Source organism: Streptomyces sp. NPDC044064, from assembly GCF_056434245.1.
In genome coordinates, this window is sequence record NZ_JBWKFN010000006.1 from 247,871 (window position 1) to 269,417 (window position 21,547).

13 protein-coding genes are annotated in these 21,547 nt (G+C 71.4%); 10 read left to right on the forward strand and 3 right to left on the reverse strand.

The features are described 5' to 3' along the window. Positions 1 to 7 precede the first annotated feature (7 nt). A complete protein-coding gene (locus AC07DS_RS12660) occupies positions 8 to 1,672 on the reverse strand; it encodes a penicillin-binding transpeptidase domain-containing protein (RefSeq protein WP_479144579.1) in 1,665 nt (554 codons plus the stop codon). 198 nt (positions 1,673 to 1,870) lie between these two features. On the opposite strand from AC07DS_RS12660, the gene AC07DS_RS12665 reads away from it, so the two are divergent. From AC07DS_RS12665 to AC07DS_RS12675, 3 genes are all read left to right on the forward strand, one after another. Further along, a complete protein-coding gene (locus tag AC07DS_RS12665; RefSeq protein ID WP_479144581.1) occupies positions 1,871 to 4,672 on the forward strand; it encodes a SpoIIE family protein phosphatase in 2,802 nt (933 codons plus the stop codon). Beyond that, positions 4,669 to 9,258 carry a CHAT domain-containing protein gene (locus AC07DS_RS12670; protein WP_479144583.1) on the forward strand — a complete coding sequence of 1,530 codons (4,590 nt, stop codon included), beginning with the start codon at positions 4,669 to 4,671 and terminating at the stop codon, positions 9,256 to 9,258. Before AC07DS_RS12665 ends, AC07DS_RS12670 begins: the two co-directional genes overlap by 4 nt. Before the next feature lie 77 nt (positions 9,259 to 9,335). Next, complete coding sequence (locus tag AC07DS_RS12675; protein ID WP_479144585.1) at positions 9,336 to 9,833, forward strand: hypothetical protein; 498 nt, start codon at positions 9,336 to 9,338, stop codon at positions 9,831 to 9,833. A gap of 123 nt (positions 9,834 to 9,956) precedes the next feature. Here AC07DS_RS12675 and AC07DS_RS12680 read toward each other — a convergent pair whose 3' ends face one another. Next, positions 9,957 to 12,413 carry a tetratricopeptide repeat protein gene (locus AC07DS_RS12680; RefSeq protein ID WP_479144587.1) on the reverse strand — a complete coding sequence of 819 codons (2,457 nt, stop codon included), beginning with the start codon at positions 12,411 to 12,413 and terminating at the stop codon, positions 9,957 to 9,959. A gap of 217 nt (positions 12,414 to 12,630) precedes the next feature. Here AC07DS_RS12680 and AC07DS_RS12685 point away from each other — a divergent pair, with 217 nt between their 5' ends. Beyond that, the gene (locus AC07DS_RS12685) at positions 12,631 to 13,728 is read left to right on the forward strand and encodes a PP2C family protein-serine/threonine phosphatase (protein ID WP_479144757.1); all 1,098 of its coding nucleotides are present in this window, start codon (positions 12,631 to 12,633) and stop codon (positions 13,726 to 13,728) included. Positions 13,729 to 13,799: 71 nt separating this feature from the next. On the opposite strand, the gene AC07DS_RS12690 is transcribed toward AC07DS_RS12685, so the two are convergent. Beyond that, positions 13,800 to 15,548: a dolichyl-phosphate-mannose--protein mannosyltransferase gene (locus AC07DS_RS12690; RefSeq protein WP_479144589.1), complete on the reverse strand. Its 1,749-nt coding sequence runs from the start codon at positions 15,546 to 15,548 to the stop codon at positions 13,800 to 13,802. Between the two features lie 105 nt (positions 15,549 to 15,653). Here AC07DS_RS12690 and rsmI point away from each other — a divergent pair, with 105 nt between their 5' ends. From rsmI to AC07DS_RS12720, 6 genes are all read left to right on the forward strand, one after another. After that, the gene (rsmI, locus tag AC07DS_RS12695) at positions 15,654 to 16,502 is read left to right on the forward strand and encodes a 16S rRNA (cytidine(1402)-2'-O)-methyltransferase (protein ID WP_145876522.1); all 849 of its coding nucleotides are present in this window, start codon (positions 15,654 to 15,656) and stop codon (positions 16,500 to 16,502) included. A 362-nt stretch (positions 16,503 to 16,864) separates the two neighbouring features. Next, on the forward strand, positions 16,865 to 17,278 hold the full coding sequence (locus AC07DS_RS12700) for a hypothetical protein (RefSeq protein WP_479144591.1): 414 nt from the start codon (positions 16,865 to 16,867) through the stop codon (positions 17,276 to 17,278). A 47-nt stretch (positions 17,279 to 17,325) separates the two neighbouring features. Next, positions 17,326 to 18,204 carry a TatD family hydrolase gene (locus AC07DS_RS12705; protein ID WP_479144593.1) on the forward strand — a complete coding sequence of 293 codons (879 nt, stop codon included), beginning with the start codon at positions 17,326 to 17,328 and terminating at the stop codon, positions 18,202 to 18,204. Between the two features lie 114 nt (positions 18,205 to 18,318). After that, on the forward strand, positions 18,319 to 19,683 hold the full coding sequence (locus AC07DS_RS12710; protein ID WP_479144595.1) for a ubiquitin-like domain-containing protein: 1,365 nt from the start codon (positions 18,319 to 18,321) through the stop codon (positions 19,681 to 19,683). Between the two features lie 65 nt (positions 19,684 to 19,748). Further along, complete coding sequence (rsmA, locus tag AC07DS_RS12715; protein WP_145876528.1) at positions 19,749 to 20,618, forward strand: 16S rRNA (adenine(1518)-N(6)/adenine(1519)-N(6))-dimethyltransferase RsmA; 870 nt, start codon at positions 19,749 to 19,751, stop codon at positions 20,616 to 20,618. After that, a complete protein-coding gene (locus tag AC07DS_RS12720; RefSeq protein WP_479144598.1) occupies positions 20,615 to 21,514 on the forward strand; it encodes a 4-(cytidine 5'-diphospho)-2-C-methyl-D-erythritol kinase in 900 nt (299 codons plus the stop codon). The genes rsmA and AC07DS_RS12720 overlap by 4 nt, the downstream gene beginning before the upstream one ends. Positions 21,515 to 21,547 lie beyond the last annotated feature (33 nt).

The window sequence follows — 21,547 nt, forward strand, 5'->3', positions numbered from 1 at the left end:
GGTGATATCAGCCCGCATTCCGTAGCACGCTTGCGACAATCGGCCCGGCTGCGTCGATGCCGTGACCGCCGTCCTGGACCATGGCCGCCGCGGCGACGTCGCCCCGGTACCCCGTGAACCAACTGTCCGACTTCGCCTGCCCGTCGGCCTCCGCCGAGCCGGTCTTCGCACCGATGTTCCCGCTGAGCCCGGACATGACACCTGCCGCGGTACCACTGGTCGCTGTGCGATTCATCATGGCGCGCAGCTGCTGGACCGTGCTCGGGGACAGCCCGCGCGCGCGTGCCGGTTCGCGGTGGTCCAGGCCCAGTGGCACGATCACGGGCTGCCGGAAGGTGCCGGTCGTCGCGGTCGCCGTCACGGAGGCCATGTTCAGCGGGCTCATCTGGACCTGGCCCTGGCCGATCAGTGCGGCGGCGGTGTCGGGGCCGCCGGCGGCGGGGACCCGGCCGTCGAAGGACGGGACGCCGATCTGCCAGTTGTTCTGCCCCAGCCCGAACCGCTCCTGGGCCTCCTTGGTGAGGGTGTCCACCTCGACCTCGTCCGCGAACTTGATGAACGCCGTGTTGCAGGAGCGCGCGAAGCTGTCGGAGAGCGTGGCGTGCTCGTCCGGGGCGAGGTCCTTGAGGTTCTGGAAGGTCTGGCTCTGCCAGACGGCGGACGGCGGGCAGGGTGCCGGTCCGTTCGCGGTGGTCAGGCCTTTGTCGATGAGGGCGGCCGCACTGATGATCTTCATGGTGGAGCCGGGCGGGCGCTCACCCAGGAGGGCCGCGTCGAAGCCGTCCTCGCGATGGTTGGCGACGGCCAGGATCTCGCCCGTGCTGGGCTTGACGGCCACGAGGGAGGAATCGGCGTACTTCTCCACGGCGGCCTCGGCCGCCGCCTGCGCGCTCGCGCTGAGCGTCGTGTGCAGCTTGCCGGGCCGCCCCTTGGCGAGGGTCAGGAGGGTGGTGTCGGCGGCGCCACTCCCTGTTTCCCCTGATCCGTCCGCTTCCCCGGCTCCTGTGTCCCCGTGGCGTATCACCAGCTCCACACCGGCCCGGCCGCCCGTCTTGTCGCCGTACCGTTTGCGCAGCTCGTCCAGGATCGGGCCGAGGGACGGGTACTTCTGCGGCGTGAGCACCTTCCCGTCCCGGTCGACGGCCTCGATCGGCGGGGTCGAGGACTCGCCCGTCGTCAGCGTGTCCCCCTTCCGCAGCCGCGGATGCACGACGGAGGGCTGCCAGTCGACCAACGGCCGGTACGAGGTCTTTCCGCGCACGACGTCCAGGCGGCTCTCGTAACTGAGCGGCCGGCTCTTCCCCCCGTACGACACCGTTGCCCTGACCGTGAAGGGAACGCTCGTGCCGGTGGCCGTACCGGGCGTGATGTGCACCTTGGTGATGTGCGCGTCGCCCCCGTACGCCGTCAGCAGCTCTCGCGCCGCCTCGGGGAAGTCGGTGTAGGCCGCCGCGGTCGAGGCGTCCCCCTTCTCCCAGGCGGCGAAGAACTTCGCGGCCGTCTCCTCGACCTCCGTGCCGCTCGGCGGACCGCTCTTCACGACGGCCGGGCCGCCGCCCGTGCCCCCGCCGCCGTTCAGCGCGGACACGAAGTTGTACGCGCCGTACCCGGCACCGCCCAGCACGACCGCACACACGCCGCCTATGACGGCACCCTTGGCTCCCCTGCGCATTGCGCGAATCCTCCCCGTTTTCCCCGTTGAACGCGTTCAAAAACACGTCGCAGAGGAACTGTAAGCGGTTGTGGGGCGCCTGTGGCCGGAGTTGCCGATTGTTGTCCGAACAGAGACGTCGGCGAAGCGGCCGCTCGGCCGCGTGCGGTGGCGACGAGGAAAAGTCGATATTCCAGGCAGCAGTGTTATCAAGGGTGTATGGAAGTATTTTCCGGGCACCCTCGGGGTCCGGAACGGCATCCGCCCGTCGGGGGCCCGCGCGCACGTCGCGCCTCCCTGCTGGACCCGCGCACCGCGGCCGGTCAGGTGTTCCTTCTCCAGGTCCTGATCGTGGTCCTGCTGGTCGTCGCCGCGGTGGTGGCCATGGCGCTCCAGGCGGCAAATGACGCCCTGCAGCAGGGGCGCAGGGAGTCGGTCATCGCGGCGCAGTCGTTCGCGAGTGCTCCAGGCGTGGCCGAGGCGCTGCAGAGCCCGGACCCGACGGCGGTGCTCCAGCCTCGGGCCGAACAGGCGCGCAAGCGCGCGGGCGTGGACTTCGTCATCGCCATGAACACGGAGGGGATTCGATATACGTATCCCTACCCGCGGGAGATCGGGAAGAAATTCGTCGGCACCATCGGACCGGCTCTGCAAGGCCGTACCGTCGTCGAGCAGGCCGGCGGGCCGCCGCTGCCCGCAGGCAGGGGGACGGACGTGCAGGCGGTGGTCCCGGTGACCGACTCGCACGGCAAGGTGGTCGGCCTGGTCTCCGCCGGAATCACGGTCAGGAACGTGGCCGGGCTGTGGCTGCCGGAGCTGCCGATCATCCTGGGCAGCGGCGTGGCCGCGCTGGCGCTGGCCGTGACCGGAACGACGCTGGTGTCCCGGCGGCTGCGGCGGCAGACGCACGGCCTGTCCCCGGTGGAGCTGGCGGAGCTGTACAGACACCATGACGCGGTCCTGCACGCGGTGCGGGAAGGAGTGCTGATCACCGACGCCGACGGACGACTGCTGCTGGCCAACGACGAGGCGGCACGGCTGCTCGGACTGCCGGCGGACGTGCGGGGGCGCCCGACGGCGGAGCTGGGACTGCCGGAGCCGATCATGCGTCTGCTGTCGTCGCCGGAGGCGGTCACCGACGAGGTCCGTCTCGCGGGGGACCGGCTGCTGGCGGTGAACAAGCGGCCGACGTACCCGCAGGCCGGCCTGGACGGCAGTGTGGTGACCCTGCGGGACACCACGGAGCTGGCGGCGGTCTCGGGGCGGGCCGAAGTCGCGCGGGAGCGGCTGCAGCTGCTGTACGAGGCCGGGGTGGGGATCGGGACCATGCTGGATGTGGAGCGTACGGCCCAGGAGCTGGCCGACGTGGCGGTGCCGCAGTTCGCCGACCTCGTGACGGTGGACCTGCTCGAAGCGGTGCTGCGGGGCTGGGAGCCCACGGCGGAGGGCTGGCGGCATCTGCGCCGGACGGCGATCGGCGGCGACCAGCGGATGCTGCCGGTGTATCCGCTCGGCGAAGTGATCACGTTCTCGCACCGCACGCCGCAGATGCGGTCGCTGCAGGAACGACGGGTCGTGCTGGAGGAGGACCTGCGGCTGGCGCACGGCTGGCGGGGACAGGATCCGGAGCGCGCCCGCAAGGCACTGGAGTCCGGGTTGCGTTCGCTGGTGGCCGTGCCGCTACGGGCGCGGAACGTACCGCTGGGCGTGGCGAACTTCTACCGGACGGCGGACTCCCCGGCGTTCGAGCCGGAGGATCTCACCTTCGCGGAGGAACTGGCCGCCCGGGCCGCGGTGGCCATCGACAACGCCCGGAGGTTCACCCGGGAGCACGCGATGGCGGTGACGCTGCAGCGCAGCCTGCTGCCGCGGCGGCAGCCGGAGCAGGACGCACTGGAGGTGGCCTGGCGCTACATGCCCGCGGAGGCGGGGGTGGGCGGGGACTGGTTCGACGTCATCCCGCTTCCGGGCGCTCGCGTGGCTCTGGTGATGGGTGATGTCGTCGGCCACGGGTTGCACGCGGCGGCGACGATGGGCCGGCTGCGCACCGCGGTGCACAACTTCTCCACCCTGGACCTGCCCGTGGACGAGGTGCTCGGGAACCTGGACGACCTCGTCGTCCGCATGGACAACGAGGAGGGCGCGGGCGATGCGGCAGAAGGCCACGAGGGGGAGGGCGTGACCGGAGCGACCTGCCTCTACGCGGTATACGACCCGGTGACGGAGGTCTGCACGATGGCCCGTGCCGGGCATCCGGAGCCTGTGGTGGTGCGCCCGGACGGGACGGTCACCTGCCCCGGGGTGCCGGCCTCGGCACCGCTCGGCCTGGGCGGCTACCCCTTCGAGACCGTGGAGCTGTCCCTGCCGGCGGGCTCGCAACTGGTGCTGTACACCGACGGCCTCGTGGAGGACCGCACCCACGACATCGACGTCGGGATGGAGCGGCTGCGCCGGGCGTTGGGCGGGTCCGGGGACCGCACGCCGGAGGAGACGTGTCAGGCGGTGATCGACTCCTTGAAGCCGGCACACACCTCCGACGACATCGCGCTGCTGGCGGCACGTACCCGGAGGTTCCCGCGCTCGGACGTGGCCATGTGGGACGTGCCGCAGGACCCGGCGGTGGTGCCCTCGGTGCGGGCGCGCTGCCGCGACACGTTGCTGGAGTGGGGGCTGGAGGAGACCGCATTCGCCACGGAGCTGATCGTCAGCGAGCTGGTCACGAACGCGATCCGGTACGGCTCGCCTCCGGTCGGCATACGGCTGCTCCACGGGCGCGCTCTGATCTGCGAGGTCTCGGACGGAAGCGGCACCTCGCCGCGCATGCGGCGGGCGGCGACCACCGACGAAGGCGGGCGGGGGCTGTTCCTGGTGGCGCAGTTCGCCCAGCGATGGGGGACGCGGTACACCACCCGCGGCAAGGTCATCTGGACGGAGCAGTTCCTTCACGACGGCGCGTCCGCTGCCGCGGGCCTCACACCGGTCGACTTCCTTCTCGAACAGTTCGATGATCCCGGCTTGTGAACCAGGTGCTCCCACGGGTCTGTGAGGGGTGCGCACTCCTTGCTCCGGGACGAATCACCACGAGACAATACGAAGTGGCGAACCGTCAGTTCTGTGATGTCGGGCGCGCCGGGGTGAGGGAGGGGTGGCACATGCCGGCATCGGGTGCCAGGGGCTGGCAGGCCCTGCGGCTGGAGGTCAAGGACTGGGCGGGCCCGTCGCGGTGGCGGTGGCTGCTGTCGGGACCGGGGGGCGAGTTCCTGGCGGATCACGAGGTGGATCTGGAGGCGCCGGGAGGACGGGACGCGCCGGGGTGGGAGGGGTTCACGGACCTGGAGTGGTTCCTGCGGTGGCGCGCCGCGATCGATCGGCGGCTGGAGCACGAGGCCGAGCTGCTGACCGAGGTCGGAGAGTGGATCACCCAGTGGGCACTCGGCCCCAGCGTGGCGCAGGAGCTGGCACGGCGTCCGGGACCGGTGCACCTGGTGGTGCCGCCGGGGCCGGGGCAGATGCTGGCGTATCGGCCGTGGCAGGCCGCCCGGGTGCACGGCCGGACGCTCGCCGAGTCGAAGGTGACGTTCGTGACCGATCCGCTCGGACGGCCACCGACGGTGAAGCGTCCGGTCGGCGAGAAGCTGCGGATGCTGGCCGTGTTCAGCCTGCCCGAAGACACCACCGCGTTGAATCTGCGCCGGGAGCGGTATGCCCTGGCTCGCTTGGTCAACGACATCGCGAAGGTGAACGACCGGGCGGTGGAGTTACGGGTGCTCCAGTACGGCGCCACCCGGCGCAGGCTGGAGGAGGCCCTGCTGGAGGCGGAGGGCTGGGACGTCCTGCACATGTCCGGGCACGGCCTGCCGGCCGGACTGGTGCTCGAGGACGACACCGGCCGTCGCGATCTGATCGAGACGGACGACCTGGTCGATCTGATCGGCGCGGCGAGTGACCATCTGAAACTGATCACGCTGTCGGCGTGCGAGTCGGCGGCACTGACCGCTGAGGATCATCTGCGCCTCCTCGGCCTGACACCCCCTGGGGACGCCGAGCCGGGGCGGGGCCCGGACGGGACGCCTCCGGGCGGCGGTGCGGAGCGCAGCTGGGGTGTCCCCGGGCATGGTCTGACCGGTTCCCGACCACCGACAGCGTCTCCGACTCATCCCGCCGATGGTCCTGGGGAGAACCCCTGGCAAGGTGACGACGCGGGGTTGTCGGTGCTGGCCACCTCGTTGGTGGACCGCGTCGATGCCGCGGTGCTGGCGATGCGCTACCCGGTCGTGGACGACTTCGCGATCGGACTGGCGGAGCGGTTCTACGACCTGGTTCTGGGCAAGGGGCAGCCGGTCGACCGGGCGCTCGGGCTGACCCTGACCCGGGTGGTCCCCCGGGAACCGACGGCAGGAGTGCCGGCGTTGTCGGCGGCCACTCCGGCGCTGTTCGGGAACCGTGCGCTGGGCCTGGAGCTGATCGCCCCGGAGGGCGAGCCGCTGGTGTTCCAGGCCGAGCGGGAAAAGCTGGCGCGGTTCCCGGACCAGCCCGCCCGGTTCGTGGGCCGGGTCGGGCCGATGACCCGGGCCGCCACCGCCCTGGCCCCGCGCTCGCAGGTGGCAGGGGTGCTCTTCCACGGGATGGCCGGGGCGGGCAAGACCGCCTGCGCGGTGGAGTTGGCCTACGCCCACCAAGAGGCCTTCCAGCTGCTGGTCTGGCATCAGGCCCCGCAGCAGGATCAGGACATCGCGGCGGCGTTCACCACCCTGGCGGCGGACCTGGAGGCGCAGATCCCCGGCCTGAAACTGCTGCACCTGGCCGACAGCGCTCCCCAGCTGACGGCGTTCCTGCCCACGCTGACCGAGTTCCTCGAACAGAACCGGGTGTTGCTGGTGCTGGACAACCTGGAGTCCCTGCTCACCAGCGATGGGAAATGGCGGGACGAGCGGTGGGGGCTGCTCATCGAGGCGGTCACGGTCCCGGGCGGCCTGTCCCGGGTGATCCTGACCTCCCGGACCTGCCCCGCCGGCCTGCCCGCGGGGGTGAGGACCGAGCCGGTGCACGCGCTGGCGTTGCAGGAGTCCGTACTTCTGGCCCGCGAGTGGCCTCACCTCAGAGCCCTGATCGACACCCCCACCCAGGGCCGTCGTGACCCGCGGTCCGGGCGGGGCTTGGCCGCTCGCGTCCTGGCGGTGGTGCAGGGGCACCCGAAGCTGATCGAACTGGCCGACGGGCAGGCCGCCGACCCGGTGACGTTGGCGGCCCGGCTGGACGAGATCGACACCGCCTGGCTGACCCGCGGCATCCGGCTGCAGGACTTCCTCGACACCGGCCACCCCCAGGCCAGCGATCAGGACTACTACCAGGTGCTGTCCACCTGGACCCGGGCTGCCGCCCAGCGGTTGCCGACGGCATCGGGGGCGTTGTTCACGCTGCTGGCCGGGCTGGAGGACGACGACCGGAACCCGGTCGTCGTCGACACGGTGTGGCCAATTCTGTGGCGGGAGTTGGGGCATCCCGACCAGCCTCCCTCCGTCGACGTGACGGTGGGGCCGTTGCTGAAGCAGGCCCTGGTCGCCGTCGACCACAGGCCCGGCACGAACGAGGTGATGCGGTATCGGATCCATCCCGGGGTCGCCGAAACCATCCGCAGCCAGACCCCACCCGACACCACACACCTGATCGACACCAAAGCGGCCAGTCTCTGGCAGCTCATACTCGTAGGGGGGTTGGAGCGGGAGCGGGAGGGATTGGGGGAGGTCATCCTGCACGCCGCCAAGGCGGCGGCCCCGTACCTGGCTCGTCACGGCGACTGGGGCGCTCTCGTCGACGTCCTGGACGAGGTGCTGATCCGTGACTTGTCGCCGGACACCGCGGCCGCGCTGCTGCCGTTCTTGCAGGCCGCTGCCGAGGCCACCGTCGGTATCGACCCTCACCTTGAGGTCCAGTGCAGGTTCACCCACGCCCGTGCCCTGGCCCGGCTGCGGCCCACCGACGCCGAACCCGAGCTCCGTCGCCTGCACGACCTGGTCCGGCAACGCGGTGAGCACGACGCCGCTGCGGTCATCGCAGGCGAACTGGCCAACCGGTACCTGGAAATGAGCCGGTTCGAGGAGGCGCTCACCCTGCTTGATCAGATGCAGGAAGACAGCGGTGCCGCCGGATACGGGCCGTGGAGCCAACTGTCGATCGAGGGTCGGCAGTTGCAGATCCGCTTGCTGCAGGGGCACAGTCGGCAGGTCCTGGACGCCATCGAGCACATCCGGGCCCACATGGCCACCCTGCCCGACCCGTCCGACGAAGTCGAGACTACCCAGCCGTGGAACGTCCGCGAGGCCGTCCTCGACACCGGCCGCTCCGCAGCCAGCGACCTGAAGAAGTGGCAGCTTGCGCTGGACCTCAACGCTGAACACTTACGGGTCATGAAAGAGCGGGGCGCCACCGAATGGAAAGTGGCCCAAGCCGCGTTCAATGACTACGGCCCGCTACGGGCCCTCGGTCGCCTGGATGAAGCCCGTGCTCTGCTGCTGTGGTGCCGAGACATCGACGAGGCCCACCACGACATCATTGGCCTCGCCAAGGACCTCGGCGCCTTGGCCGATATCGAAGACAAACTGGGACATGGTCAAGCCGCAATCGCCTTGCAAAGCGACGCTCTACGCCTGACATACACGACCGGCGACATCATCACCATCGGGGTCAGCCACCACAACCTGGCGAACTTCCTCGACAGACACACCCACCAGGCCGAACAGGCATGGGCGCACCGACTCGCCGGCGCCGTCATCGTCTATCAGACCAATTCCGGCCTGTTCCACGGACAGCTCTCCACCATCGCGAGGCTGTTGCACCGGTCCGATCCGCCACCACTGCCTGCCTCCTTCGACCAGGTATGCGCAATCGTGGACCAGATCGACGGGGTCCACCTTGCCGCCCTCTCGGCCCAGCTTCCCCGTCGCGCAGCCGATGAACAGGCCGCGCTGGACGAGGTACTGGCTCTGGCCCGTGACATACCTTCCGAGCAGGTGCTCGATGTGCCCCGGTACCTGCAGCTGTGGGAGCGGGTCATCTCCGCATTGGCGGCTACCGTCGGCACTCCCGGAAACAGGAGGGGCGAATCGGGCAGCGCCGAGGGCGACCAACGCGAGCAGGCAGCCACGTTCTTGGACCAGGCCTTGGACCTCTTTGCGCAGACCCACGACTGGGCCGGTCTGGCGGCAGTCCTGCGGCGAGTGTGGACCGGGGACCGCGACCAGGCCGTGCTTGCCGCAGGCTTGGACGAGATCGACACCGCGATCCTGGCCCGGACCCTGGCCGCGCTGGACGGCTCCGACCCGATCGACCCCATGCTCTGGGCCACTGGCGACTCCGTCGACGAGAGCGACGGCTCGAGGATGCCGGAGTTCCTGGCTACCGTGGTGGCCGCCGCCCAAGGAAGTCGGCCGGCAGCGGAGTTCGTCGGCCCGATCATCGATCAGATGAGCGAGCACGCCGAGCTGGTGGCGATGGCCGGCGCCCTGCGGGCGATCCTTGACGGTGATCGCAGCCCGACGTTGACCGCCGGACTGGATCCGGAGATGCGTCCGCTGATCGACGCAGTGCTGTCGGTGTTGGCCGAATGAGCCGTTGCGTCCCGCACCCTCCCCTGAGCAATTCCAGATGCAGGCCCTGAACCCCGCACAGGAGGCCCCTGATGCACGTGTCCGAGGTTGACGCACTCACCGATGACCAGGCGATCGCCGTGCTCGCCCTGGTCCTGGACCGCGACCGGCGGCTACCGGATCTGGCCCGGGCACGGCAGCTGGACGCCCAGATCGGCGAGGCAGCCGGGGAACCCGTCGAGGTCGAGGGGGCGACCGGGCCGAGCGTCGCCGCGGCCGACGGGCCAGTGGCTCCGGGCGCGTTGGCGCGGGACACCCTGGCATACCTGGTCGCAGAGAGGCCCGACGTGGCACCGGTGGTCGAGCGGGCGATCGCGATGACGCGGCAGGGCTTCAGCGCCCCGTCGCGGTTCGACCCGGTGACGGTCGGGGTGGGCGCGTTGGTGGTGCTGGCCCTGCAGACCGACCTGGAGCTGGAGCGCACCACCGCCGGGAAGTGGCGGTTCAAGGTCCACAAGAAGGCGCTCAGCGACAGCGTCCTGGGCAAGCTGCTGGGCAAGCTGATCGCGACGTACACCGGCGGCGGTGGCCAGTAGGCCTTCAGGGCGATGGGGAGCGGCATTCGTGGACGGCAACGGGACCGCAGGCGTACGCCAACGCCCCGCAGCCCGTGCGACCAGCCCCTCAGGCTCGGGGACGGCGTCGGGTCCCGTCGGCCTTCAGGCGGGAGGTGTCTCGCCTGCCTTCCCCTGCCAGTAGGCGAGGTTGTGGCGGGTGGTCCGGGTGTCGGGGTGGTCCTCACCCAGCACCCGCAGCCGGTCTGCCAGCAGCTCCTCGAACGCGGCTGCGGCACCGGCCGCGTCCCCCGCCTCCCCCCGCCAGTAGGCGAGGTTGTTGCGGGTGGTCAGGGTGTGGGGGTGGTCCTCACCCAGCACGCGAACTCGGTCGGCCAGTAGCTCCTCGTACGCGGCTGCGGCACCGGCCGCGTCCCCCGCCTCACCCTGCCACCGGGCGAGGTTGCTGCGGGTGGTCAGGGTGTGGGGGTGGTCCTCACCCTGCACCCGCAGCCGGTCTGCCAGCAGCTCCTCGAACGCGGCTGCGGCACCGGCCGCGTCCCCCGCCTCCCCCCGCCACCGGGCAAGTTCGTTGCGGGTGGTCAGGGTGTGGGGGTGGTCCTCACCCTGCACCCGAACTTGGTCGGCCAGTAGCTGCTCGTACGCGGCTGTGGCACCGGCCGCGTCTCCCTCCTGCCCCCGCCACAGGGCGAGTTCGTGGCGGGTGGTCAGGGTGTGGGGGTGGTCCTCACCCAGCACGCGAACTCGGTCGGCCAGTAGCTCCTCGAACGCGGCTGCGGCACCGGCCGCGTCCCCCGCCTCCCTCCGCCAGTAGGCGAGGTTGTGGCGGGTGGTCAGGGTGTGGGGGTGGTCCTCACCCTGCACCCGAACTTGGTCGGCCAGTAGCTCCTCGAACGCGGCTGCGGCACCGGCCGCGTCCCCCGCCTGCCCCCGCCACAGGGCGAGTTCGTGGCGGGTGGTCAGGGTGTGGGGATGGTCCTCGCCCAGCACCCGCAGCCGGTCGGCCAGCAGTTGCTCGTATGCGGCTGCGGCACCGGTCACGTCTCCGGCCTCCCCCCGCCAGTAAGCGAGGTTGTGGCGGGCGGCCAGGGTGTCGGGGTGGTCGGGGCCGAGGCGGTGGCTGGTGGTCTCGGACAGGCGATGGAAGTGGGCTGTGGCGGCGGTGACCTGCCCGGCTCCGCCGAGGCTTCGTCCGGCCAGGTACAGCACGGTATGCGCGTCGGGCCGGTAGAGGGCGTCTTCGGCGGTGCGGGTGAGGGTGGTGGCATTGGCGCGCAGGGCCTGGGCGAGTTCGGTGTCGCGTTCGTTGGCGGGCCAGGCGGTGGTGAGGGCGTCGGCGGTGGTGCGGGCGAGGTGGTCGTGCTGGTCGGGGGTGAGCGTGTCACGGGTGGCGCGCTGGATGAGCTGGTGGACGCGGACGGCCTGACGCGGGGTGGCGGGAGTGTGGTCGATGAGACTGAGCCGAGCCAGCGCCCGCAGCGCACCGACCGCCTCATCCGCAGTCACAGACACGGGAGTCTTACGGTGCCGGGTCAGGTGAGCGAGGGCGGGTGCGCTGGTCAGGGCGGTTTCGGGGATGCCGTTGGGGCTGAGGAACGCGGCGAGCTGGAGCATCGGGCGGGCCAGACCGGCCGGTCGGAGGGTGTCGGCGCGGTCGACGGACAGTGACCAGGCTGCAGCTGCGGTCTGGGTCTGGCCGTCGGGGAGGACCTCGGGGGCGGCATCGGTGAGAGAGGCACTGCGGTCGGCCAGCAGGCTCCGGTAGGCGGCGGCGCTGATGCCGGCGTCGATGAGGTAGGCAGCGGCTTGCGACAACGCGAGCGGCAGGTGCCCTAAGTCCTGGGCAAGCGCGGCGAGTTGTTGCTCGGGCTCACAGCGCTCGCGTGCGCCCAATGTGGCGGTGAGGTAGGCGAGGGACTCGGCCTCGGTGAACAGTCCGACCCTGATCAGGCGGCCGGCCAGGGCGGCATCCTGGCGGCGGGTGGTGACCAGGGTCCGGCCGTGCGGGCCCGCCGGCGGCCACAGCCCGTTCAGGTCGGCGGGGTCGATGACGTCGTCGAGGACGACCAGCCACCGGCACGGCTCGGCGTTCGCCTTGGGTTCCAGCCAGGCCAAAAACGCGCCCGCGGCCGCTTCCCGGTCCGCCGGGTCGGCGCCCAGGATCTCCACGGCGGCCTGCGCATACCCGGACGCGGCCGCGGTGGCGTTGCTCGCGGTGATCCACACCAGCACGTCCAGCTCACCGGCCTGCCAGGCGGTGCGGGCGTAGTCGGCGGCCAGCTGGGTCTTGCCCACCCCGCCCATTCCCGCCAGCACCTGACCGTGGACCGTGTCCTGCCCCACCAGGACCGCCGCCCGCCCACCCGTGAGCGCCTCACGCAGCCGCACCACCTCGGCCCGGGTCTGGAAACAGCCCGCCCGCGGCGGAATCACCCCCACCTGATGCGGCCACCCGGCCATGGGCCGCCGGGCCCCGTAGTAGTGGTGGTCGACCTTGCCTGCGACCGGGCCGCTGAACGAACCGCCACGGAAATCGACGTGGTCCCCACCCTCAGCGCCGTACCGCGCCTCCCCGCCCGCCACCAAAGCCCCCTCGAACACGGCCGGAATCCAGCATCCCGACCGTACCCGCGCACCCACCCCCGCCACCGGCTGTTCACGACACAGAGCAGCTGGGCCAGTCCTCGTACTGCCCAGGGCGGCGGCTGACTGGGTGGAGCCGTGGGTTTCAGCGAGGCACCCTTGGTGCATGGGGTCGCTCTTGCGCTCACCCTCGCTGCCAGGAGCAGGCGGTCATAACAGGGTCCTCTTCACACTGATGCAGTGTGTGCCCTATCTGATCGCGCTGTCCGTGCTGGTCATCGAGCTCACGCCTGCGCACTTCATCTATACCGGCCCCTTTCTCACCGCGGTGCCGGCGCTGGCGGCAGTGACGCTGGGGCCCAAGGGCACCACCGCGGCGGCGGTCCTGGCGCTGGCGATCAGTGTGACCACTGCGACCTATAACGGGGCGTGGGGCACCTTGCAGGTCTACAGCAACTTCCTTGCTCTGATCCTGGTCTCCGTGGCCGGCTTCATCACCAGCCGCGCTATGCAGGAGCGCAGGCAGGAAGAGCTCGACCGGGTCCGCCGCATCGCCGTGGCGGCCCAGGAGGTCGTGCTGCGGCCCGTGCCCGCGTGCCTGGGTCCGCTGCGGATCGGCAGCCTTTGCCTTGCGGCCGGGACCGGGGCACGGGTGGGCGGTGATCTGTACGAGGCCGTGCAGACGCGGTACGGCGTCCGGATGATCGTCGGTGATGTCCGGGGCAAGGGGCTGTCCGCGGTGCGAGCCGTCGCGGTGGCGCTGGGCGCGTTCCGGGAAGCCGTGCACTACGAGGAGGACCTGGTAGAGGTCATGAACCGCTGCTCGGATGCGCTGCGACGGGAGGTCGCCGTGCCGGGTGCGTACGGTCAGGAAGTTCTGCTGGAAGGGTTCACCACGGCGCTCATCGCGCAGGTGCCGGACGAACCCGTGGTGCAGCTGGTCAACCGTGGACATCCGCCACCGCTGCTGCTGCACCAGGGCAGGGCTACGCCGCTGATGCCGAGCTTGCCGTCGCCACCTCTTGGCCTCGAAGACCTCGTCGCAGGTCTCCCCGAGAAGCCTGAAAGCCATGCGTTCATCCCTGGTGACCGTTTGCTGCTGTACACCGACGGTGTGATCGAGGCCCGCAACCGCGACGGCGAATTCTTCGCTCTGCCGGAGGCCATGGAGGGGCTGGGCGTCGGCCCCACCCCGCCGGAATTTCTGGAGCAACTGCACCAGGCGTTGATCCGCCACACCGGCGGCGACTTGGCGGACGATGTGGCGATGATCCTGGCTGACCGGCTCAACGGCCTACCAGAGTCACCTTCCGGTGGGCCAGACGTGGGGTGACCGTCGTTGTCCGCCGCGAAACCGCAGCTCGAAGGTCGTCCCCTGCATAGTCTGTAAATCTGCCTACGCAGCTAGACCCAGGTGTCCAGCCACATCCGCGACCGCCAGCTGTCGATAGGAATCGCGGTCCCCGTGTACAGCGGCCAGAAGTAGATGAAGTTCCAGGCGATCAGCAGGACCAGGACGCCCGCTGCCGATGCGCCGATCACGCGGCGGGTCTCGGTGGAGCCCGGTGGGCCGATGATCGCGCCGATCAGCATGGCCACGGCAAGGCACAGGAACGGCAGGAAGACGACTGCGTAGAAGAGGAAGATCGTCCGCTCCTGGTACATGAACCAGGGCAGGTAGCCGGCCGCGATCCCGCAGGCGATGGCGCCGGCCCGCCAGTCGCGGCGCAGCAGCCACCGCCACAGCACGTACAGGAGCGCGAAGCAGGCCGCCCACCACAGCAGCGGTGTGCCGATGGCCAGTACCTCCCGGGCGCACTTCTGGCCGGCGTCGGCCGGGCAGCCGTCGGCGCCGGGGGAGGGGGACTCGTAGAAGTACGACACCGGGCGGCCCAGCACGATCCAGCTCCACGGGTTGGACTGGTAGGTGTGCGGGGACGACAGCCCGATGTGGAACTTGTACACCTCGTGCTCGTAGTGCCACAGGCTGCGCAGCCAGTCCGGCAGGAAGGTCCAGGTGCCGCCCCTGCCGTCGGTCGCCGCCCAGTTGCGGAAGTAGCCGCCGGTGCCGTCGGTCGGGGAGAGGATCCAGCCGGTCCAGGAGACCAGGTAGACGGTGAGCGCCACCGGCCAGGTCGCGAGGAACGTGATGCCGGTGTCGTACTTGAGCGCCGCGAGGTACGGGTGCCGGGCGCCGGCCGTCCTGCGGGCGCCCGCGTCCCAGAGGACCGCCATGACGCAGAACGCGGCCAGGATGTAGAGGCCGTTCCACTTCGTGCCGATGGCCAGGCCCAGCATCAGCCCGGCGCCCCAGCGCCAGGGCCGCCAGCCGAAGCGGAAGGTGTCGCCGACCTGGTCGTCGGGGCGTACCCGGCCGTCGGGTCCGGCCGGCAGCGCGGCGGCCAGTTTCTCCCGTGACCTGTCCCGGTCGACGACCAGGCAGCCGAACGCGGCCACGACGAAGAACATCAGCACGCCGTCGAGCAGCGAGGTCCGGCTCATCACGAAGTGCAGGCCGTCCACCGCCATCAGCGCGCCCGCCAGACAGCCGAGGAACGTCGAGCGGAACATCCGGCGGCCGATCCGGCACAGCAGCAGGACGGAGAGCGTCCCGAGGAGCGCCGTCATGAACCGCCAGCCGAACGGGTCGAACCCGAACATCAGCTCGCCCAGGCCGATGACGTACTTGCCCACCGGCGGGTGCACGACGTACGCCGCGTCCGTGGGGATCGTGAGATGGCCGTGGGTCTGCAGCACCAGGTCGTTGGCGTTCTTGTCCCAGTTGACCTCGTACCCGCGGTGGACGAGCGCCCAGGCGTCCTTGGCGTAGTACGTCTCGTCGAATATCACCGCGCGTGGGCTGCCCAGGTTCCAGAACCGCATCACGCCCGCCATCAGCGTCACGAGCAGCGGACCGATCCAGCCCGACCAGCGGGTGATCCGTTCCGCCAGGACGGGCGGGACGCCCAGCGCCTGCCACAGGCGCGGACTCGGCTCGGCGTACGGCGGCACCAGCCGGTCGCGTACGTCGCCCGAGGGAGCGTCCTCGGCGGGCGCGTAGCCGAATCGGCGCAGCCGCTGCTGCCACGACGGCCGCTGGTCGTGCGGTGCCTGGCCCTGCCGGAAGTCCGTGGAGGACGCGGTACTGGTCACCGCGCCATCGTAGGGAACCGTTCTGTGTGAGTCCCGTGCATGTGAGGTACCGGTCGGGATGCGGTCGCTTTCTCCGCTCCTCGCCGGCCCTGGGAGGATGGGGGTGTGACTGGAACCCTTGTCCTGGCAGGTACCCCCATCGGTGACATCGCGGACGCGCCGCCCCGGCTGGCCGAGGAGCTGGCGGGCGCCGACGTCGTCGCCGCCGAGGACACACGGCGGCTGCGCCGGCTCACCCAGGCGCTGGGGGTGACTCCCAAGGGCCGCGTGGTGTCGTACTTCGAGGGCAACGAGGCCGCCCGGACGCCCGAGCTGGTCGAGGAGCTGCTCGGCGGCGCGCGTGTGCTGCTCGTCACGGACGCTGGGATGCCGTCGGTCTCCGACCCGGGGTACCGGCTGGTCGCGGCCGCCGTGGAGAAGGACATCCGGGTCACCGCCGTCCCCGGGCCGTCCGCCGTGCTCACCGCCCTCGCCCTGTCCGGGCTGCCCGTCGACCGGTTCTGCTTCGAAGGCTTCCTGCCGCGCAAGGCGGGGGAGCGGCTGTCCCGGCTGCGGGAGGTGGCCGGCGAGCGGCGGACGCTCGTCTACTTCGAGGCCCCGCACCGGCTCGACGACACCCTCGCCGCCATGGCCGAGGTCTTCGGCGCCGAGCGGCGGGCCGCCGTGTGCCGTGAGCTGACCAAGACGTACGAGGAGGTGCGGCGGGGGCCGCTGGACGAGCTGGCGCGATGGGCCGCCGAGGGGGTCCGCGGGGAGATCACCGTCGTGGTGGAGGGTGCGCCCGAATCCGGTCCCGAGGAACTCGACGCGGCGGAGCTGGTCCGCCGGGTGCGGGTCCGGGAGGAGGCGGGGGAGCGGCGCAAGGAGGCGATCGCCGCGGTGGCGGTGGAGGCCGGACTGCAGAAGCGGGTTGTTTTCGACGCGGTCGTTGCTGCAAAACGCTCCGCCGGGTGACGCGGCTGTCCGGGGAGCGCCGCGGGGGTTCGGTTCGTGGCGGCCGACGGTATGCCGTAGCTGGTCGCGCCCATGTGGCGGAACCGCATATCGATACAGCCCCGCGCCCCTTTCGGGGCGCTTCCCCCGGCCTGTTGAATAGGCCCTCTGAGCAGGGGCGTTCTCGGTTGAGCATGCGCCCCATGCGAGGGCAAAAGGCCGGCGCCGAAAGCAAAGACCAGACCCCCCGACCGGGCCGATTTGGCAAGCGGCGACCAAATCGCCTCCAACACTCGACAGGCCTGATGCATTCGCTCCGGTGAAGGCGTCCACTGGTCGAAGGGACGCACCCGTCCCGTGTCCAGCGGACAAGAGGAGCTGGCATGAGTGAGATCGCAGGACAGACCGGCCTCCGCGGTACGGCCACAGCCGTCGTTCACGAGTCGTACTCGTTCGCCTGCATGCGATGCGGGCACGGCTGGGAGCAGTCGTACGAGATAGAGCACCACACGGACGCCGACGGCCATGAGTTCGTGAGGTACGTGGCCGACAAGCAGGTCGTGCCGTCCCCGCTGAGCCGGCCGACGTGCCAGAACTGCGACGGTCACGTCGTCCGGATCATGCGGCCGGGGCAGGTGTCGTCGGTGCGCAGCGCGGCGCAGCACCACCAGGCACCGCGGGCCGACGCGCCGCGGGCCGAGGCGCCGCAGGCGGCGGAGACGGCCGCGCCGGCCACGGAACACCACCACTGGCATCTGTCCGATCTCCTGCACCCGTTCCACCGCAGGGCGAGCTGAGCACATCGCCGACGTTCGAACGCATGCTCCTTTCGTAGGATCGGGGCATGCCTTCGAACGCCGACAAGAACGCGGCACCGCCGCTCCCGGCGCCCCTCCGGGTGCCCGTGGCCGACTCCCACACCCACCTCGACATGCAGTCCGGCACCGTCGAGGAGGGCCTCGCGAAGGCCGCGTCGGTGGGTGTGACGACGGTCGTCCAGGTCGGCTGCGACATCAAGGGCTCGCAGTGGGCCGCCGAGACGGCCGCGACGTACGAGAACGTCCACGCGACCGTCGCCCTGCACCCCAACGAGGCCCCGCGGATCGTCCACGGCGACCCCGACGGCTGGTCCCGGCAGGGCGCAAGGCAGCCGGGCGGTGACGCGGCGCTCGACGACGCCCTCGCCGAGATCGACCGGCTCGCCGGTCTGCCCCAGGTGCGGGGCGTCGGCGAGACGGGGCTGGACCACTTCCGCACCGGGCCCGAGGGCAAGGCCGCCCAGGAGCGGTCCTTCCGGGCCCACATCGAGATCGCCAAGCGGCACGGCAAGGCCCTCGTCATCCACGACCGCGACGCCCACGCCGACGTCCTGCGCGTCCTGAAGGAGGAGGGCGCCCCCGAGCGCACCGTCTTCCACTGCTACTCCGGCGACGCCGAGATGGCCGGGATCTGCGCCCGTGAGGGCTACTTCATGTCCTTCGCCGGCAACGTCACCTTCAAGAACGCCCAGAACCTCCGGGACGCCCTCGCCGTCGCCCCGCTGGAACTGGTCCTCGTGGAGACCGACGCGCCCTTCCTGACCCCGGCGCCGTACCGCGGACGGCCCAACGCCCCGTATCTGGTTCCGGTCACGGTGCGCGCGATGGCCGCCGTGCGCGGCATCGACGAGGACACCCTGGCGGCCGCCCTGGGGGCGAACACCGCACGCGCCTTCGATTACTGACCGCAGGTTCGGCGCGCAACAGTACGTAGTCGCGTCGCTTTGGACAGTGACATCCGCTCCGCTAGGTTCTGGGGGCCCGATCCGGACCCCTCTGGCCTTCTGGAGCGTGTCGGCGTGAGCAAGCCGCAGTACGAGACGTACGACCCGTACGGCCATGACGCCTCCGTGCACACCGCGGAGACGCTGCCCTACGGGATGTACGAGGACACCTACCGGCCCGCCTACGAGGCCCAGGCGTACTTCGTCACCGAGCCGGTGCTGCCGTTGCCGCGGCAGGTGGCGAGCGTGCACCGCGTTCCCGAACCGGTGATCCCGGAGCCCGCCGCGCCCGAGGAGGCGGTCGGGCGTGCGATGCGCCGGCGCAGGGCGCGCTCCGCCGAGCGCCCGGAGTCCGCGATGCGCCGTCTGCTGCCGCAGGCGCTGGTCGTCGCCTTCCTGGCCGGCGGCACCACCGCCTTCGTCGCCAAGGACAAGGCGATCGAGCTGAGCGTCGACGGCGAACAGCGCACGCTGCACACCTTCGCCGACGACGTGTCGGAGCTGCTGGCCGAGGAGGGCGTGCGCGTGGGAGCCCACGACGTGGTCGCCCCCGCCCCCGGAGCGGCGCTCGCCAGCGGCGACGAGGTCGCGGTGCGCTACGGGCGCCCAGTGCAGCTCACGCTGGACGGCCGGCGGCGCGAGGTGTGGACGACGGCGCACACGGTGGACGAGGCGCTCAGGGAGCTGGGGGTGCGCGCGGAGGGCGCGTACCTGTCGGCCGCGCGTTCCCGGAGCATCGGGCGTGCCGGGCTCACGCTGGACGTGCGCACCGAGCGCGCGGTCACGATCATGGCGGACGGCCGCACCCGCACGATCCGCACCAACGCGGCCACCGTCGGCGAGGCCGTCGAGGAGGCCGGCATCACCCTGCACGGCCAGGACACCACCTCCGTCCCGGCCGACAGCTTCCCGCGCGACGGGCAGACGGTGACCGTGCTGCGGGTGACCGGTGTCAGGGAGGTGCGCGAGGAGCAGATCCCCTTCGCGGTCGAGCGGACCGAGGACCCCTCCCTCTTCAACGGCACCGAGGTGATCGAACGGCCCGGACAGCCCGGGCTGCGCCGGATCACCTACCTCCTGCGTACCGTCAACGGCGTCCGGGAGAAGCCGCGCAAGGAGAAGTCCGAGGTGGTGCGGGGGCCGAGCAAGGAGCTGGTGAAGGTGGGGACCAAGCCCCGGCCGAAATCGGTGCAGGGCGCCGACCACCTCGACTGGCACGGGCTGGCCGCGTGCGAGTCCGGTGGCCGTCCGCAGGCGGTGGACCCGTCGGGGAACTACGGCGGGCTCTACCAGTTCGACACACACACCTGGCACAGCCTCGGCGGCAGCGGGCGCCCGCAGGACGCCCCGGCGGAGGAACAGACGTTCCGCGCGAAGAAGCTGTACGTACGCGCCGGCGCCAGTCCCTGGCCGCACTGCGGGGCCCGCCTGCACAGTTGAGTGCGGCTGCGGCCGGCACCGATGCCCTGGCAACCCCCGCATCCACACCCCCGTACCCTTGTCCCGTGACCAGCCCCACCCCCGACGCCCTCCTCGGCCCCGCCGACATCCGTGAGCTCGCGGCAGCGCTCGGTGTCCGTCCCACCAAGCAGCGCGGCCAGAACTTCGTGATCGACGCCAACACGGTCCGCCGTATCGTCCGAACCGCCGAGGTCCGCCCCGACGACGTGGTCGTCGAGGTCGGCCCGGGGCTCGGCTCCCTCACGCTCGCGCTGCTGGAGGCCGCCGACCGGGTCACCGCCGTCGAGATCGACGACGTGCTGGCCGCCGCGCTGCCCGCGACCGTCGCCGCGCGCATGCCGGAGCGTGCCGAGCGGTTCGCGCTGGTGCACTCCGACGCCATGCACGTGACCGAACTGCCCGGACCGCCGCCGACGGCCCTGGTGGCGAACCTGCCGTACAACGTGGCCGTACCGGTGCTGCTGCACATGCTCGAGACCTTCCCGAGCATCGAGCGGACCCTCGTGATGGTGCAGTCCGAGGTCGCCGACCGGCTGGCCGCCGCACCGGGCTCCAAGGTGTACGGCGTCCCGTCCGTGAAGGCCAACTGGTACGCCGAGGTGAAGCGGGCCGGCGCCATCGGGCGCAATGTCTTCTGGCCCGCGCCGAACGTCGACAGCGGGCTCGTCTCGCTCGTCCGGCGGGCCGAGCCGCTCACGACGACGGCCTCGAGGCGCGAGGTCTTCGCGGTCGTCGACGCGGCGTTCGCGCAGCGGAGGAAGACCCTGCGCGCGGCGCTCGCCGGATGGGCCGGGTCCGCCCCGGCCGCCGAGGCGGCGCTGGTCGCCGCCGGGATCTCGCCGCAGGCGCGCGGGGAGTCGCTGACGGTCGAGGAGTTCGCTCGGATCGCCGAGCAGAAGGAGGCGGGCAAGTGAGCGTGACGGTACGGGTACCGGCGAAGGTCAACGTCCAGCTGGCGGTGGGTGCGGCCCGCCCCGACGGGTTCCACGACCTGGCCAACGTGTTCCTCGCGGTCGGTCTGTACGACGAGGTCACCGTCACGCCGGCGGACGAGCTGCGCATCACCTGCGAGGGGCCGGACGCGAGCGAGGTCCCCCTGGACGGCACCAACCTCGCCGCGCGCGCGGCCGTCGCGCTCGCCGAGCGCCGGGGCATCGAGCCGGCCGTGCACATCCACATCGCCAAGGACATCCCGGTCGCGGGCGGCATGGCGGGCGGCAGTGCGGACGGAGCGGGCGCGCTCGTCGCGTGCAACGCGCTCTGGGGCGCCGGTGCCTCCCGTGGCGAACTCCTCGCCATCTGCGCCGATCTCGGCAGCGACGTGCCGTTCAGCCTGGTCGGGGGCGCGGCCCTCGGCGTCGGGCGCGGTGAGCGGCTGACCGCCCTCGAGGTCGGCGGCACCTTCCACTGGGTGTTCGCGATGGCCGGGCGCGGGCTGTCCACCCCGGCCGTCTTCCGCGAGTTCGACCGTCTCGCCGAGGGCCGTACGATCCCCGAGCCGACCGCCTCCGCCGACCTGCTCGACGCGCTCGCCAAGGGCGACCCCGAAGCGCTCGCGGCCGCCGTCTCCAACGATCTGCAGCCCGCCGCGCTCTCCCTCTTCCCGGAGCTGGCCGACACCCTCGACGCGGGTCGCGGCGCGGGCGCACTCGCCGCGCTCGTCTCCGGTTCGGGCCCCACGACGGCCTTCCTCGCCCGTGACGCGGAGTCCGCGTCGAAGGTCGCCGAGGTCCTGCGGGCCTCCGGCACCTGCCGCACGGTGCGCACGGCGACGGCGCCCGCGTCCGGCGCGACCGTACTGCCTGTCTGAAGGCGCTGACCTGCGGCGGGAAGGGGCACGGCC

Excerpts from the sequence above, each read along its gene's own strand:
- AC07DS_RS12705 (WP_479144593.1), top strand. The coding sequence starts at position 17,326 with ATGCCTTCGAACGCCGACAAGAACGCGGCACCGCCGCTCCCGGCGCCC.
- AC07DS_RS12665 (WP_479144581.1), top strand. The coding sequence starts at position 1,871 with ATGGAAGTATTTTCCGGGCACCCTCGGGGTCCGGAACGGCATCCGCCC.
- AC07DS_RS12685 (WP_479144757.1), top strand. The coding sequence starts at position 12,631 with ATGCAGTGTGTGCCCTATCTGATCGCGCTGTCCGTGCTGGTCATCGAG.
- AC07DS_RS12700 (WP_479144591.1), top strand. The coding sequence starts at position 16,865 with ATGAGTGAGATCGCAGGACAGACCGGCCTCCGCGGTACGGCCACAGCC.
- AC07DS_RS12660 (WP_479144579.1), bottom strand. The coding sequence starts at position 1,672 with ATGCGCAGGGGAGCCAAGGGTGCCGTCATAGGCGGCGTGTGTGCGGTC.